Below are 14,494 nucleotides of genomic sequence, written 5' to 3'. Positions count from 1 at the left end.
CAGCGTGAGTCGGCCGCTAGACACCCACCGCCCCGCACGCGGCGGTGATCATCGAGCGCACCGAACCGGCGACCGTGCCCAGCTGCCCGTCGTGGGCGCCGTATGTGGGCAGCGCTTTGCCGAAGGCTCGCTCGTAAACGGCGGCGAAGGCGGCGAAGTCTTGAATGGTCGGGTTGCTGCTGCGCCCGGCGGTGCGCACGACATCGTCGGCGTTAGTCAGTGCCAGCGGTGCGACGGCGTCGGCGACCGCCTTTTGCTGGGGGCTCCACTGGCCGATGGGGACCTTGCCGTCGAATTTCTTCCAGTCCTTGACGGCGGGGTTGTCGTCGAACTTTTGGTTGACCGCCGACCATTCGCCGCACGTGGTCTTGTCGGAGGTGCTGATGAAACGGTGTGGGTTGGCGGGGTCCTGCGGAGGCGCGAGTTGCGATGGCGCGGGTTCGGGCGCCACCAGCACCGACCGGGCTACCGCCGCACCGTCGACGACGGCGTTACACGTCGAGATCAGCGCGTTGAGCGAGCCTTCGGCGGCCACGCCGAGTTTGACGTCCAGCTGGGGGAAATAGTTGCTTAGGCTGTCGGAGTACGCGCGGGCGTAGGCGATGAACTGCTCGTAGAGCTCTCGCATCACCCGGTGCGGGGTGGCCCGGGCCAACGGCACGGTCTTGGTGGCGATGTCGCGCAGGGTGGTTCCGCTTTTTTCCATCGCATCCCGTTGTTCCGGGGTCCAGGCGCTGGCCGGAATGTTGATGGGGCTGTCTGGGCTGTTCGGGTCCCACTTGCTGAGCGGCCCCTTTTCGGACCACGGTTCTGACGCCGACCGCCACGCGACGCAGGTGGGATCTTCGGTGACGATGCCGACGGCGCCGGTGTCGTTGGCGCTCATCGCAGCCACCGGGGCCGCCGCGGTGGTGGTGCTGGTGGTCGGGGCGGCGGCGCGGTGGTTCTCGGCGCTGGTGGTGGCAAACCGGACCGCGATGGCCGCCGCCACCACCACGGCGACCGCGGTGATGCCCGCGATCACGCCCCAGCGCAGCCGCCGGTTTCGGCGCCGGGGCGGCGGGCCCGCCCACCCTGGCGGCGGCAACGGTGGGGGTGTCGTCGCTGGAGGCCCGGCGAGCGACGGGTGCCGCGGCGGGGGAGTTGAGTGAGCCGGCGACTGAATCTGCCAACTCCTGGTGGCGATGGCGCGGCCCGGGACCGGCGCCGGTTGCTGGCCGGCGAGCACGGCACCGGCGGCGGCCGCCAGCGCGCCGGCGCTTTGAAAGCGCCGGTCGGGATCCTTGGCCAGGGCGTGGAAGAAAAGCTCGTCGACGCTCGGCGGCAGCCACGGCGCTGTCTGGGTGGCCCGGGGGATCGGCTGCAGCATGTGGGCCATCAAGGTCGCCGACATCCCGCTGAACTCCGCGTACGGTGTGCGGCCGGTGAGCAGCCGAAACAGCGTGCAACCCAACGAGTACACGTCGGCGCGGTGGTCCACCCGGTTCCCTTCGATCGTCTCCGGGGCGGCATAGCTCGCGGTGGCGACCACGAGGCCGGTCGCGGTCAAGTGCGCGGCATCGTCGAGGGCGCGGGCGATGCCGAAGTCGGCCAGCAAGACCCGCTCCTGGTAGCCGACGGGCCCGGCCAGCAAGAAGTTGGCCGGCTTGACGTCGCGGTGCAGCAGTTTGCGGGAGTGGGCGTAGTCGAGCGCCTTGGCGACCTCGGTGACGATGTGCAGCGCCCGCGGGACGTTCATCCTGCCGTCGTCGAGCTCCGCGCCGGCGTCGGTGCCGTCGACGAACTGCATGGCGATCCACAGCTGCCCGTCGGGCGTTTCGCCGCGGTCATAGACCGTGACGATGTTGGGGTGATCCAGGGTCGCGGCCAGGTCGGCTTCGCGTAGGAATCGGGTGCGGAATTGCGGGTCGTGGGACAGCTCGCTGGACAGGATTTTCAGGGCATCGAAGCGCGGCAACGACGGGTGATGCGCGAGGTAGACGGTGCCCATGCCACCGGCGCCCAGGGTGCGCTCGATGCGGTAGCCGGCCACGACGGTTCCAGCGGGAAGCGGCATCGCGGGCTCACCGTCGCGCCGGGGATGAGGGCATGCGGATCACAGTACTGGGCGCCCCCGGCAGCGCTGTCATGTTCCGCGACCGGCGATTTCGGTGGCGATCGTTACTGCCTGGTCGCCGGGAACGAAGCTGCACGCCGCGACATCGATGACCACGTTGTTGCGCGTGTTCAAGGCGCGTTGGCAGCTCCATCCACTGCCGTCTTGCTGAATGAGCCGCGCTTTGAGGACGCCGCTGCCGTTGCTGACGGTGCTGACACCGAAGGTTTCCGAACCGTCGTTATACGTGGCGATGATGGACTTCCCGACGCATCTGGCCCAGCCACGCCGTTGTTCGGACGCGAAGTCGGTCGCGGCCTCGGCGGTGGGGAAACTGACGACCGCCTGGATGACGCTGTTGCGGGGCCTGTCCCCAGGCTCGCGCAGAACCTGCGCTTGGACGGCCGTCCAGCCGCTCCCCTGGTAGACGGCCTGTTCTGCCGGGTGGTAAACGCCAAGGCAGTTCGGATTGTCGACGTGGGCGTTCCACATCGCATCGGGGTGCGAGTCGGGCAGGACGACCATCGCCGGGGTGCCCACGGCCGCGGCGACGGCGGCGGGGTCGGCCAGCATTCCGGGCAGGGCGCTGACGGGCACGACCGGAGCCGGGGCCGTCGTGGTGGGCAGCGGCGGGGGTGGTGCGGTGATAGCCATTTGGGTCGCGTCGGTGGTGGAGCTGCCGGCCGAGGGATGTGGCGCATCATCTGACGCAAGTGCCGCGCCGGTGGCGGTGATGGCCAGCACCGCCGCCGTGGCGGCACCCACTAGCGCCCAGGTGCGCGCGGTGCGCCGCGGGGCCGGCGGGTACGGCGCGGGGACCCACCCGACCGGCGGGTAATACAGGCCGGGCCTCGGCGGCTGGTGCGGAACCGGAGGCAGACCAAACGGCGCTGGAGTGGGCGCCGCGATGGTGGCCGCGTCGGGTGCGAGGGGCGGCGGTGCCGCCCAGGGCTGTGACGGCCCAGGCGGAACCGGCGGGGCGGACGGGTAGCCGATTCGGGCGTGCGGTTGAACGGACATGCTGCGGGTCCTCCGGGTGATCGAGCTGCAGGTGCTGCAATAAAAGCACACCGCTGCGGCGGACGCAACAAGTAATCCGTAGCGCTATGACTAGCGCGCAGCTAGTTGGTCGGGGTCATCGCCAGCTGCGCGATGAGGTTTTCGACGGCCGCCACGGCGTCGGGCGCAATGGGCCGCTCGGCCTCGGCGTCTTCGAGGACGGCAATCGGTAGCCCAGCGCCGTTGGCGGCCTCCTCGAGGCTCAGTTCGGCGCGGTGGCGCGCCGCATGGAGTCGCTGACCCAGGGTGGCCGCCGGCGAGCGCGCGGCACGCATCATCAAGTCGTTGTAGGTGCGGCGCACGGTGCTCAACGCCAGGACGACCGAGGGGCTGCCCTTGGCGTTGCGGGCGGCGCTGGCCGCCAGCCTTTCGAGTTTGCGCAGGTCGGCCAGGATGCCGCTGGCCTTGGGTGTGAAGTCGGGGTTGGTCGGATCGGGCAGGTCGGTCATGGCTGTGGTGATGGCGTGCATGGCTAGTTCGACCGCCTCGGCCATCAGCGGCGCCTGGACGGTGTCGGTGAGCACCTCGGTGGCTTCCTCGGTGGGGCCGGCGGCGACGGCGGCGGCCCCCCCGGTCACACCGTCGGTCATCCCTGGGGTGCCGGGGGCCCCGTTGCGGATGCGGGTGATGGTGCCCGGCGGCCAGTTCAGCGCCCTTTCCAGCTTGGTCAGCGTGGCACGGCGCGGCCAACTGCGGCCCTTCTCGAAGGCGATCAGGGTGCCGGCATTGATGATCTTGTCGCGGGCCAGGCTGCGCTGGGTGAGATCCAATTGATTGCGACGGGCGGCCACCGCACGTCCCGCCCGCACGACGCCGGGATCCATCTCGCCGTCCCACCATTGCTCCGCGTCGGGTTCGGCCAGGTGGCCGACACCGCTGACGTGCCCTGTCGTTTCGATCGGATCCACCGGGGTGAGGTGGACCGGAATCCCGTCGGGGGCCCCGAGGTGAAGTGGGGTCGCGCCGGTGATCAATACCGAGCTGCGGCGCACACCGTCGACGAACACGCCGTTGGTGCTGGTATCGATGGCCTGCCAGCCGTCGTGACGCGGCTCGAGGCGGACGTGCCAGCGCGAGATGCGGTCGTCGGTGAGATGCACGGCGGCCGCGGTATCCCTACCGATGACGGCCACGCCGGCCGCCGGGTCCAGGGTGTAGGAGCGCTGCCCGACCCGGACCGCCAGGCGGGGCGCCGATCCGGCTTGTTCGGGTGTCACCTCGGACCCTCCTCCGGGCTCTGACCTGTTCTCTGCTACAGCATTCCGCGAGCGCCTTCCGTCCAGATGCTACATCTTTCCCGCGCCGTCAAGGCGTCGCATACCAGCGAAGAACGCCTAGCTCATGCATAGCGCGACGAGTTAATCGTTGCGCTATGCCTACCGCTGCGGTTACAGTCGTTGCATTCGTGACGCTCTGTGCCTGAGGTGGGAGGAAAGCGATGACTGCATGGGCGGTGCGGCGCTCGGAAGCGGAGCAGGAGCATGCCCCGGCCTGCACTGGCGAACCGGATCGGTGGACGACCACCGAGCCCGACGCGGAGGCCGTCGCGCTGTGCCGGGCCTGTCCTCGGCGCTGGCAGTGCGCGCGCGAGGCCTGCCAAACGCCGGCCGCTCAGGGGCTGTGGGCCGGCGTGGTGATCCCGGAGTCGGGGCGCCGGCGCAGGTTCGCGTTGCGGCAGTTGCGGTCGCTGGCCGAACGGGGTGGCTATCCGGTCGGGCCGCGCCGCCGCCAAAGCCCCGCAGCGCCCGAGTGACGCCGTGGGCGCGTGGTTCGGTTAAACCGGCGTCCAGTCGTCCCAGGTCTCGGCGAAATCGAGGGTCACTTGCGGGATTTGGGCGGTGCCGATGATCTCGCGAAAGTGATCCTGCCAGCCCCACCACATGCAGATGTGAAAGACGTGCTGGTACCAGCTGAGCTGATAGCCGTCCGGTATGACTTCGCCCTTGTTCTCCGGAGAAAACACCGCCACGGCCAGCAGGCCGATCACCACCGAGGCGGGAAGCTGAATCTTGCCGCTTCGCCAGATGTGCACCCCGGCGGGGCGATCGCTGTGCGGAGTGAGCTCGAATCCCACGGGCAGCTCGTCGTCGTGGCCGTGGCTCCACCGGTGTATGCCGTAGAGGACGTCGGCGATGTCCGGACGGCTGTCGGGCGAGTCCGACCTGACCGCGACGGGGAAGCGGCTCTGCTCAAAGTCGATGCCGGGGGCTGCCATCACACGGAAGATGTCCAGCGAGTCTCGGATCGTGCGTTTGAACCGAGTCGCGACCCCGAGCTGCGGATACCGCTTTCGGGCGGTCCCCTCCACGGCGTTGCAGGCGTGCACCATGGCCGAGTCCCACTCACGCCGTTCCCACAGATCGAGTGAGCGCCTGACCGAATCCCCGACATCCACGCAGGAAGGCTATCCGCCCACGCGTTGCTACGGGCGTGGTTCGAAGGGCCGGCGTGGGGGAATCGTCACGGTCTGGGTGACCGTGCTGGTTTCGGTGCTCGGCGGGACGGTCGTCGTGGGAGTGTCGGTGCTCGGCGGGACCGTCGTCGTGGGAGTGTCGGTGCTTGGCGGCGGGACCGTTTCAGTCACCGTCTGGGTCGGCTGCCCGCCACCTCCGCCGCCGTGGTGCCGGGGCGGCGCCGCTGCCGTGGTCGTCACCGTGGTGGTCGGAGCGGGCGTGGTCGTCGTTGTGGTGGTGGGTGTGGGGGCCGGCGACGGCGAACCCGAGACCAGCTTGACCACCGCGTAGGCCGCGAGAGCGAGCAGGATCACTCCGAGCGCGCCGGCCGCAACGAGCGCGACCGGCCGGCGGTACCACGGCGTCGGTGGTTCCGGTGGTTCCGGTGGTTCCGGCGGCTCCGGCGCAGCCTCATACGACTCATACCCATATCCGCCGTATGCGGCCTGGGTGGGCTCGGAGTAGAAGTCGGGGTTCTCGGGGTAGGGCGGCACGAGGGCAGATGTTAGTTGTGGTTTCTATGGGGCGGCCGTATAGGGCTGGCCCTCTTCGATAAGCGACCGGTCGACTATTATCGACACATGCCCCGCCCCCCGAATCCGGACGTGCGCCGCCGCCTGCTCGAAGCCGGGCTTCAACTCGTGCACGCCCGCGGGTTCGCCGCCAGTGGCGTCAAAGACATCACCGACGCGGCCGGCGTGCCCAAAGGGTCCTTCTACGCGTATTTCCCCAGCAAAGAGGCCCTCGCCGCGGCGATTCTCGAACACTATTGGTCCGACATCGAGACGCGACTTCTGCCCCTCCTCGACGCGCAGGGATCGCCGCAGGACCGAATCACCCGCTTCTTCCATGCGCTCGCCAACGAACACGAGGCCGGCGACTTCCTGCTCGGCTGCTTGATCGGAAAACTGTCACTCGAGCTCGGCGGTTCGAGTGAACCGGTGCGCGCCGAACTGGTCCGCATCCTCGACATCTGGAACGCCGCCCTCACCGCGTGCGTGCGTTCCGGCCAGGACGCCGACGGGGGTATCCGGACGGACCTCGATGCCGGGGAGCTCGCTTCGCTGCTGATCGAAGCGTGGGAGGGCGCGGCCCTGCGCGGGAAAGTGACCCGCGATCGCTTCCCCTACGACCGATTCGAAGCGGTCACCGTCCCGGCGCTTCTCCGCTGAATTCTGGTGGGTAAGGAATGCGGCACGCCGCAGACTCGTTAAACAGACGACCGGTCATCTATTACCGAACCAACGAGAATCCGCGACGGGCAGCGTCGCCGCACAAGATCGTCGGCCCCGAGTCCAACGACCTCGTGCTGCAGTTGCGCAAGCGGGGTGTGAACCAGGTCGTCCTCGCAGGGATGGCCGCCAACCTGTGCGTCGTGGGCCACCTGCGCGAACTCATCGAGCAGGGCTTCGAGGTCGCCGATGTCCAGGACGCCACGGCGGGCCCGCGCCTGCCCGAAGGCGATGGCTACCTGGCCGCGCTGGTCAACTTCCGGTTCCTCGCCAGTGCGGTGTGGACCACCGCCGAGGCCGTCGCCCTGCTCAAACAGGGTGGCTGACAAGTAGATCCACGAGTAGGGAGGCCGAACATCATGACGTCGAACGAGAAGCTGTATCAGCACAGGTTTGCCTTGAACGACGGCAGCGGTGACATTCCGGCGCTGGGGTTCGGGACGTCGTTGTCGGATCGCCTCAAGACGAGCACTGCCGTCAAGGCCGCGGTGGAGGTCGGGTTCCGCCACCTCGACGCCGCCGAGCGTTACCGCAACGAAGCCGAGGTAGGCGCGGCGCTCAAAGAGTTGTTCGCCGAGGGCGCGGTCCGGCGCGAGGACCTATTCGTCACCACCAAGCTCTGGAACAACAACCATCGACCCGAACGGGTCGGGCCCGCGCTGCAGGCCAGCCTGGACAGACTCGGGCTGGAGGCGGTGGATCTGTATCTCGTGCACACGCCGTTCGCGTTCCGGCCCGGCGACGACCAGGATCCCCGCGACCCGCACGGCGCCGTCATCTACGACGACGGCGTCACCCTGACCGAAACGTGGGCCGCGATGGAGGCCCTGGTCGACGCGGGACTCACCCGGTCGATCGGCCTGTCCGACATCGATGCCGAAGGCACCCGTCAGGTCGTCGACACTGCCCGCATCAAGCCGTCGGTCGTCGAGGTCGAGGCCCACCCCTATCACCCGCAATGGGACCTGCACGAATTGTGCGAAAAGGAAGGCATCGTCCTGCTGGCATTCGCGTCGCTGGGCCACGCGCTCGAACCGCGCCTGCTCGACGACCCACTGGTTGTCTCGTTGGCGCGCCGCTTTGAAAAGACCCCCGCTCAGGTGCTGTTGGCCTGGGGCATCCAGCGCGGCACCGCGGTCCTGACCTCGTCGGTGAAGCCGGCTCGCATCAGCGAGAACTTCGACATCACCGCGTTGCCCGACAGCGCAATCCAGGAGATCAACGAGCGCCTGGAAACCCGCTACCGATTCAACTCCGTGGTCGACGCGGGACAACCGGGATTTGCCGAGGTGCCAAGCTAATTGGGCCGGTCATGGCTGCGCACAGATCAGTCCGAGCGCCCGCTCGAACAGGTGCACCGTGGCCGCGTGCAGCAGGTCGCCGACCGCTCTCTCGGCCTTGCCCGCGCACGCCCTTGCCAGCGTGCCCTCGATCACGATGCCGAGCTTGAAGCAGGCCAGCACGGTGTACCAGGTGATGTGCGACAGGTCGCGGGTGGTGTTGGCGGCGTACCGCTGGAACAGGTCGTCGGTGCTGGCCAGTCCGTCCTGGCCGCCCAGGGCGTGGCTGAAAACAGCGGACCCGTCGGGCTGGCGCCACGTGGCGAGCAGCCAGCCCAGGTCCAGCAGCGGGTCCCCGATCGTGCACATCTCCCAGTCGACGATCGCGACCACTTCGGGCCCGGTGCGGGAGAACATGACGTTGGCGGCGTGGTAGTCACCGTGCATGATGCCCGGCTTCCACATCCTCGGCCGGCGGCGCTCCAGCCAGGCCGCGACCTTGTCGATTCCGGGGATGTCGGGACCGGGGTAGTTCTCGTACTGCCGGTAGGAATCCAGCTCGGAAAGCCAGCGCGGCACTTGGCGTTCCAGGAAGCCGTCCGGCTTGCCGAAGTCGGCCAGGCCCACGGCGACGTGGTCGACCGCGCCCAGCTTGGCGAGCGCGTCCGCCATCGACAGCCCCATCTGGAACCGCACGCCCGCGTCGCCGGCGTGCAAGGGCGGCAGCCCCTCGCCGGCGTTGAACCCGTCGACCGGCTCCATCAGGTAGAACACGGCGTCGCCGAGCACACCGGGGTCATCGCAGGTCGCGATCAGGTGCGGGTGTGGCACATCCGAGCCGGCCAGGGCCGCAAGGACTTTGGTCTCCCGCAGGATCACGTTGTTGCTGCGCGGTCGCAGATGCCGGGGCCCGCGCCGCAGCACATACGGTCGGCCGGACCGGGTGAAGCGCAGCATGACGTTCTGCGTTCCGCCGGTGACGGCGGATATGTCCTCCAGCGGCCCTTCGCCCAGGCCTCGGCCAGACATCCATTCCGCGACGGCCTCGAGGGTGACGGGTTCCACGGTCATCGCTTGGGTTTCAGGGTGTACCGGAACGTTTGCGCCCAGATCATGCCGTCACGAAACACGAACGTGTCCACACCGTCGTCAGCCCGGTTGACCGCCGCCTCCGCGGCCCACTCGAGGAGCAGCAGGTCACCGTCGAAGATCTGCGTTTTGATGTCCCAGGCCGCGTTGGGCAGGTCGTCGAGCAACGCGACGAAGGCCGCGCGTATGGCGTCCCTGCCATGAAAGGCGCCGGCCGGAGTGATCACCACGGAATCATCGGTGTAGTCGGCAACGATCGCGTCGAGGTCGCCCTCGACCACGGCCTTCACGTGCTGGGCGAATACTTCCTGCGGTGTACGTGTCATGGCACTCCTTCGGAACCCCTGTGGGCGTTCTGGGAAAAAGCGTAGTCACCGACGGCGAGCTGCCGGGGCCGTCGGGAGGGTGGAACAATAGTGTGCGTAACTAACTGACTATCGGGCTGGGAGGAAATGGCGATGCCGCGTACCGACAACGATTCCTGGGAGATCACCCAAAGCGTGGGAGCCACCGCGTTGGGTGTCGCCGCGGCGCGCGCCGCTGAGACCGAGAGCGCGAATCCGCTCATCAACGACCCCTTCGCCCGGGTGTTCGTCGACGCCGCCGGCGAGGGGATGTGGAGCATCTACGCCGACCCCGAGTTGCTGGCCAAGGTAGTCGAGCTGGAACCGGGCGTGCGGGACCGTTTGCAGCTGATGATCGACTTCATGGCGACGCGCACAGCGTTTTTCGACGAGTTCTTCCTCGGCGCCGCCGAGGCCGGCGTTCGCCAGGTGGTGATCCTGGCCGCCGGGCTGGACGCGCGCACCTGGCGGCTGCCATGGCCCGAAGGCACGGTCGTCTACGAGCTGGACCAGCCCAAGGTGCTGGAATTCAAATCTGACACCTTGCGCCAGCACGGCGCCGAACCCCGGGCGCGGCTGGTGAACGTGCCGATCGATCTGCGCCAGGATTGGCCGAAGGCGCTGCAGGAAGCGGGGTTTGACGCATCACAACCGGCGGTCTGGTCGGCCGAGGGGCTGGTGCGTTACCTGCCTGCGCAGGCCCAAGACCTGCTGTTCGAGCGCATCCACGCGCTCAGCGCGCCGGGTAGTTGGGTGGCCTCCAACGTGCCCGGCGAGGGCTTCACCGATCCCGACCTGGTGCGGCGCCAGCGTGAGGACATGCAGCGGATGCGGGCCGCCGCCGCCAAGCTGGTCGACGCGGAGATCACCGACTTCGAGGACCTCTGGTATCCGGAGGAACGCAGGGCGGTCGACGACTGGCTGCGCGACCACGGCTGGGAGGTGTCGACGGCGACGTTTACGGAGCTGATGACCCGCTACGACCGCCGCATTCCGCACGGCGCCGACGCCGCGATGCCGCCCACCCTGTACGTGTCCGCGCAGCGTCGGGGCGATTAAGCCAACGGGCAACCGCCGCTCGGGATTTCGACCCTGCGGCGGGCGGTCGACTAGCTTCCGGCCGGCGCTCGCAGGCTTTCGACGTCGTTCTTGATCGCCGCCATCGCGTCGACGGGGGTGAGGTTTTGCCCCTGGCTGTTCTGGCCGAGTTGCGGCCAGCCGGCACCGTCCGGCCCGCGCAGCTGGTCCCAGATGTCGCGGACCTTGCTCAGCAGTTCGGCTTGCTCGTCGTCGGTGAGCGCCATCAACCATCCCCCGTTCGTCGTGATGCCGCAGGCGGCGGCGAATTCTTGCGGTGTCAGCCCGTCGGCCGAATTCATGTCGCACCTGCCGAACGGTGGACACCCCTGCGGCAGGCTAGAGCTGTAACCCGTCCCGTCGGTGTACTGGTGCGCGACCTGGCCGGGAAGATTCGGATTGCATCCGTACCCCGCCCCGATGACCCGTAAGCCGTCCGGCCGCGTCCGCCACACGGTGAAGAAGTCATAGGCGTTGGCATATCCGATGATTCGCGCGGGCGAGCCGGCGTAGTCGGCCAGGTTCCAGTACAGGCTGTTGATCCAGCTCGACCCGTCGCCGGGCGGGTTGCCGCCCGATTCGACGTCGAGCATCAGCGCCACCCGCGGGTGGAGTCCGCCACCGGCGTCGATCATCGAGCGCACGGTATTGGCGTTCGCCAACCAGTTCGGACGTACGTAGGTGTACACGATGCCGAACGCCAATCGTCCGCTGCCCAAGGCGCGGCGCATCCACGCGTAGTTGGCCGCAAAGTTGTGATCTTGATAGGTCCCGTCGCAGACTCGGATGGAAAGCACCTGGTACGGGTACGAATCATCCACGGGCACTTGGAATTCGGAGACGTCGGCGAACAGGGTGTCGGTCACCGCTTCAATCCCCCTTTACCGCAACGTCACTCGCCATGCTACCCATTCGGGCTGACAGCCCCAGGGCATCGGCAACGCGGTAAGGTCGCGATCATGGCTGATCGGCCGGCCCGGGTAACTGACGTGCATCGGATCGCAGCGTCCATGCCGCACGTCACGCGTCTGGAAGGTCCGAAGGGCAACGCGATTTATCAGGTGGGCGGAAAGTCCTTCGTGTTCTTCCGCACTCCGCAGCCCGACGCAACCGATCCGGACACCGGCGAGCGCTACGCGGACGTGATCATGCTCTGGGTGGAATCGGAAAGCGACAAGCTGGCGCTCATCCAGGATCCCGGGTCACCGTTCTTCACCACGAGCCACTTCGACGGGCATCCTTCGGTGTTGGTGCGGGCCAGCCGACTGTCGGAGATCACCACCACGGAATTGACCGAGCTGATCCAGGACGCGTGGTTGTCGCGCGCGTCGAAGAGGCGCGCCGAGAAGTGGCTCGCCGACCATTCCTAGCGTCGTGCGCTATTCAAACGGGCACGCGTTGGCGGGCATCAACGTGTTTAGAGTGTTTAGACACGAGTCGAAGGGGTAACGCTAGGCGCACGGGAAATTTTCTCGAACACAATGGAGGTCACCATGCGTGGTCGCGGAGTGATCGGCGCGGTTGTCCTGGTGTGGTTGCTCATCGGAGTTTTCGCGGCCTACCAGCGCGACTACTTCAAGGGTGGGTCACAAAGTTGTGTCACCGCGGGAAACATTGCGTTGACAGTGATCGCGGGACCGTTGAACTATGCGGGGGTTAATCCCAAAGTCGGGGATTGCCACGTTCCGCAGCCCAGCTCAATGCAGGCGATCAACCTCTAACCCCTCACACAAAGGAAATCGAAATGATCATCTTAGGAATTGTCCTACTTGTTCTTGGATTTATCTTCGGCATTCACTTGTTGTGGGTGCTCGGCATCATCTTGCTCGTCATCGGCGCGGTGCTGTGGATCATGGGCTCGGTGGGCCGTCCGGTAGCGGGCAGGCGGTACTGGTATTAGGCAGCAGCCGAAACGGGATCGCGTGACTGCCGAGCAGTCACGCGATCTTTTCACAGGACACGCAAAGCAATGGCATAGCGTCGGCTCAGTCGGCTGGCGATACTGGAATCTGTGACGCAGTCCCGAGCCTCGGTCGAGCGCGTTGTGATGTGCCGTGCCGACGGCAACCCGATCAACGTGCTCGTCGTCGATGACGAAGCCGTGTTGGCCGAAATGGTGTCCATGGCACTGAGGTACGAGGGCTGGAACATCTCGACCGCCGGCGACGGAGCGGCCGCGATCGCTACGGCCCGCGCCCAGCGCCCGGACGTGGTCGTTCTAGATGTGATGTTGCCCGACATGAGTGGCCTCGATGTGCTGCACAAGTTGCGCGAGGAGAACCCGCAGCTGCCGGTGCTGCTGCTGACGGCCAAGGATGCGGTGGAAGACCGCATCGCCGGGTTGACTGCCGGTGGCGATGACTATGTGACCAAGCCGTTCAGCATCGAAGAGGTGGTGCTGCGGTTGCGGGCGTTGCTGCGTCGCACCGGGGTGACGACGGTGGACAGCGGGGCGCAGCTGGTGGTCGGGGACCTGGTGCTCGACGAGGACAGCCACGAGGTGACGCGTGCCGGCGAACCGATCTCGTTGACCTCCACCGAGTTTGAGCTGCTGCGGTTCATGATGCGCAACTCCAAGCGGGTGCTGAGCAAGGCCCAGATCCTGGACCGGGTGTGGAGCTATGACTTCGGCGGCCGATCCAACATCGTCGAGCTCTACATTTCCTACCTGCGCAAGAAGATCGACAACGGTCGGGAACCCATGATTCATACGCTGCGCGGCGCGGGCTATGTCCTCAAGCCAGCCCGCTAAGAAACGGCGAGTCTGGTCTCTTCGGCTGCGGCTGCTGGTCGGGCAGATCGTCGTTCTGGCCGCCGTGTGTGTGGGGATAACCGCGGCCACCGAGCTGGCTCTGCTGCATCACCTGGTGGCGCAGCTCGACGGGCAACTCGCGGGCACGTCGTATCGCTCGGCGCTGATGTACCCCGAGCCGAAACGCCCGGGCTGGCACCGCGAGGGGCACTTCTACCCCAGGCCGGGACCCGGTCCCCGTTTCCTCGATGCACCGGGTCAGCCCGCGGGCATGGTGGCCGCGGTGATCAGCAATGGCAAGGCCGTCGACGCCGGCTACCTCACCAGCGCCGGTTCCCGGGCGACGTTGACGCCGACCGCCCAGGATCAACTGGAACGGATCGCCGGCAGCCGCACGCCGCAGACGGTGAACCTCGACGGCCTGGGTCGCTACCGGGTGGTCGCCGCCCCCAGCCGCAGCGGTGGCGACGTCATCGTCACCGGCCTGTCGATGGCCAACGTCGACGCCACGATGATCCGGATGCTGGTCATCCTCGGGGTCGTCACCGTGATCGCGCTGGGTGCCGCGACCAGCGCCGGCATCGTCATCATCAGGCGCGCGCTGGCGCCCCTGCGCCGCGTCGCCCAAACCGCGAGCCAGGTAGTCGGATTGCCGCTGGACCGCGGAGAGGTCGAGCTGCCGGTGCGGGTGCCCGAAACCGACGCGAACCCGTCCACCGAGGTCGGCCAGCTCGGGTCGGCGCTCAACCGGATGCTCGATCACATCGCGGCCGCGCTGTCGGCGCGGCAGGCCAGCGAGACCCGCGTCCGCCAGTTCGTCGCCGACGCCAGCCACGAATTGCGCACCCCGCTCGCCGCGATCCGCGGCTACACCGAACTCACCCAGCGGATGGGCGACGACCGCGAGGCGAGACAGGTCCACCGGTTCGCGTTCCAGCGGCCGGCCGGAGTCCAGGCGGGCCAGCAGCAGCAGGTCTTCGACGAGGCGCGTGATCCGCTGGGTCTCCGACGCCACCCGGCTCATCGCGTGCGCCACCGCCTCGCGGTCGTCGCCCATCCGCTGGGTGAGTTCGGTGTAGCCGCGGATCGCGGCGAGCGGGGTGCGCAATTCGT

Annotated in this window: 17 protein-coding genes and 2 pseudogenes; 10 read left to right on the top strand and 9 right to left on the bottom strand. The window is 67.6% G+C overall.

The window, feature by feature from the left end; translation table 11 throughout:
* Positions 1–16: 16 nt before the first annotated feature.
* The 3 genes from A5764_RS01940 to A5764_RS01925 all read right to left on the bottom strand — a co-directional run bounded on the left by A5764_RS01940 (position 17) and on the right by A5764_RS01925 (position 4,371).
* Positions 17–2,056 carry a serine/threonine-protein kinase gene (locus A5764_RS01940; RefSeq protein WP_067107717.1) on the bottom strand — a complete coding sequence of 680 codons (2,040 nt, stop codon included), beginning with the start codon at positions 2,054–2,056 and terminating at the stop codon, positions 17–19.
* A 69-nt stretch (positions 2,057–2,125) separates the two neighbouring features.
* Positions 2,126–3,115, bottom strand: a complete 990-nt coding sequence (locus A5764_RS27070; protein WP_082951410.1) for a sensor domain-containing protein — start codon at positions 3,113–3,115, stop codon at positions 2,126–2,128.
* Positions 3,116–3,216: 101 nt separating this feature from the next.
* A complete protein-coding gene (locus tag A5764_RS01925; protein WP_156664452.1) occupies positions 3,217–4,371 on the bottom strand; it encodes an FHA domain-containing protein in 1,155 nt (384 codons plus the stop codon).
* Positions 4,372–4,592: 221 nt separating this feature from the next.
* Between A5764_RS01925 and A5764_RS01920 the strand changes: the two genes are divergently transcribed.
* On the top strand, positions 4,593–4,907 hold the full coding sequence (locus tag A5764_RS01920; RefSeq protein WP_067107707.1) for a WhiB family transcriptional regulator: 315 nt from the start codon (positions 4,593–4,595) through the stop codon (positions 4,905–4,907).
* A gap of 21 nt (positions 4,908–4,928) precedes the next feature.
* Here A5764_RS01920 and A5764_RS01915 read toward each other — a convergent pair whose 3' ends face one another.
* Positions 4,929–5,549, bottom strand: a complete 621-nt coding sequence (locus A5764_RS01915) for a hypothetical protein (RefSeq protein WP_067107704.1) — start codon at positions 5,547–5,549, stop codon at positions 4,929–4,931.
* 27 nt (positions 5,550–5,576) lie between these two features.
* On the bottom strand, positions 5,577–6,101 hold the full coding sequence (locus A5764_RS27065; protein ID WP_082951408.1) for a hypothetical protein: 525 nt from the start codon (positions 6,099–6,101) through the stop codon (positions 5,577–5,579).
* Positions 6,102–6,188: 87 nt separating this feature from the next.
* On the opposite strand from A5764_RS27065, the gene A5764_RS01905 reads away from it, so the two are divergent.
* From A5764_RS01905 to A5764_RS01895, 3 genes are read left to right on the top strand one after another with little or no spacing between them, the layout of a single operon-like run.
* Positions 6,189–6,779: a TetR/AcrR family transcriptional regulator gene (locus A5764_RS01905; protein ID WP_067107692.1), complete on the top strand. Its 591-nt coding sequence runs from the start codon at positions 6,189–6,191 to the stop codon at positions 6,777–6,779.
* A gap of 17 nt (positions 6,780–6,796) precedes the next feature.
* Complete coding sequence (locus A5764_RS01900; protein WP_082951407.1) at positions 6,797–7,165, top strand: isochorismatase family protein; 369 nt, start codon at positions 6,797–6,799, stop codon at positions 7,163–7,165.
* Between the two features lie 33 nt (positions 7,166–7,198).
* Positions 7,199–8,140: an aldo/keto reductase gene (locus tag A5764_RS01895; protein WP_067107689.1), complete on the top strand. Its 942-nt coding sequence runs from the start codon at positions 7,199–7,201 to the stop codon at positions 8,138–8,140.
* Between the two features lie 9 nt (positions 8,141–8,149).
* Here A5764_RS01895 and A5764_RS01890 read toward each other — a convergent pair whose 3' ends face one another.
* Both A5764_RS01890 and A5764_RS01885 read right to left on the bottom strand, forming a co-directional pair.
* Positions 8,150–9,190: a phosphotransferase family protein gene (locus tag A5764_RS01890; protein ID WP_231989575.1), complete on the bottom strand. Its 1,041-nt coding sequence runs from the start codon at positions 9,188–9,190 to the stop codon at positions 8,150–8,152.
* Complete coding sequence (locus tag A5764_RS01885; protein WP_067107683.1) at positions 9,187–9,534, bottom strand: nuclear transport factor 2 family protein; 348 nt, start codon at positions 9,532–9,534, stop codon at positions 9,187–9,189. Before A5764_RS01885 ends, A5764_RS01890 begins: the two co-directional genes overlap by 4 nt.
* A 132-nt stretch (positions 9,535–9,666) precedes the next feature.
* Here A5764_RS01885 and A5764_RS01880 point away from each other — a divergent pair, with 132 nt between their 5' ends.
* Positions 9,667–10,611: a class I SAM-dependent methyltransferase gene (locus tag A5764_RS01880; RefSeq protein ID WP_067107876.1), complete on the top strand. Its 945-nt coding sequence runs from the start codon at positions 9,667–9,669 to the stop codon at positions 10,609–10,611.
* 50 nt (positions 10,612–10,661) lie between these two features.
* Here A5764_RS01880 and A5764_RS01875 read toward each other — a convergent pair whose 3' ends face one another.
* A complete protein-coding gene (locus tag A5764_RS01875) occupies positions 10,662–11,495 on the bottom strand; it encodes a hypothetical protein (RefSeq protein WP_067107681.1) in 834 nt (277 codons plus the stop codon).
* A 93-nt stretch (positions 11,496–11,588) separates the two neighbouring features.
* On the opposite strand from A5764_RS01875, the gene A5764_RS01870 reads away from it, so the two are divergent.
* From A5764_RS01870 to A5764_RS01855, 5 genes and pseudogenes are all read left to right on the top strand, one after another.
* The gene (locus A5764_RS01870; protein WP_067107678.1) at positions 11,589–11,999 is read left to right on the top strand and encodes an MmcQ/YjbR family DNA-binding protein; all 411 of its coding nucleotides are present in this window, start codon (positions 11,589–11,591) and stop codon (positions 11,997–11,999) included.
* 111 nt (positions 12,000–12,110) lie between these two features.
* A complete protein-coding gene (locus A5764_RS01865) occupies positions 12,111–12,350 on the top strand; it encodes a hypothetical protein (protein WP_067107675.1) in 240 nt (79 codons plus the stop codon).
* Positions 12,351–12,373: 23 nt separating this feature from the next.
* The gene (locus tag A5764_RS28705; protein WP_197501170.1) at positions 12,374–12,529 is read left to right on the top strand and encodes a DUF6131 family protein; all 156 of its coding nucleotides are present in this window, start codon (positions 12,374–12,376) and stop codon (positions 12,527–12,529) included.
* Positions 12,530–12,676: 147 nt separating this feature from the next.
* Positions 12,677–13,381, top strand: coding sequence for a response regulator transcription factor (locus A5764_RS01860; RefSeq protein ID WP_067107672.1), 705 nt, complete (start codon positions 12,677–12,679; stop codon positions 13,379–13,381).
* Positions 13,359–14,291: pseudogene (locus A5764_RS01855) on the top strand (histidine kinase dimerization/phospho-acceptor domain-containing protein); the annotation flags it as partial. The gene A5764_RS01860 and the pseudogene A5764_RS01855, both read left to right, overlap by 23 nt.
* Before the next feature lie 93 nt (positions 14,292–14,384).
* On the opposite strand, the pseudogene A5764_RS29945 reads toward A5764_RS01855, so the two are convergent.
* Positions 14,385–14,438, bottom strand: a pseudogene (locus A5764_RS29945) (hypothetical protein); the annotation flags it as partial.
* Positions 14,439–14,494: the final 56 nt, after the last annotated feature.

This window comes from Mycobacterium sp. 852002-51057_SCH5723018, assembly GCF_001667035.1.
GTDB lineage: Bacteria > Actinomycetota > Actinomycetes > Mycobacteriales > Mycobacteriaceae > Mycobacterium.
The sequence above is the reverse complement of the archived record's forward strand: the minus strand, read 5'-3'. Positions and strand labels throughout refer to the sequence as shown.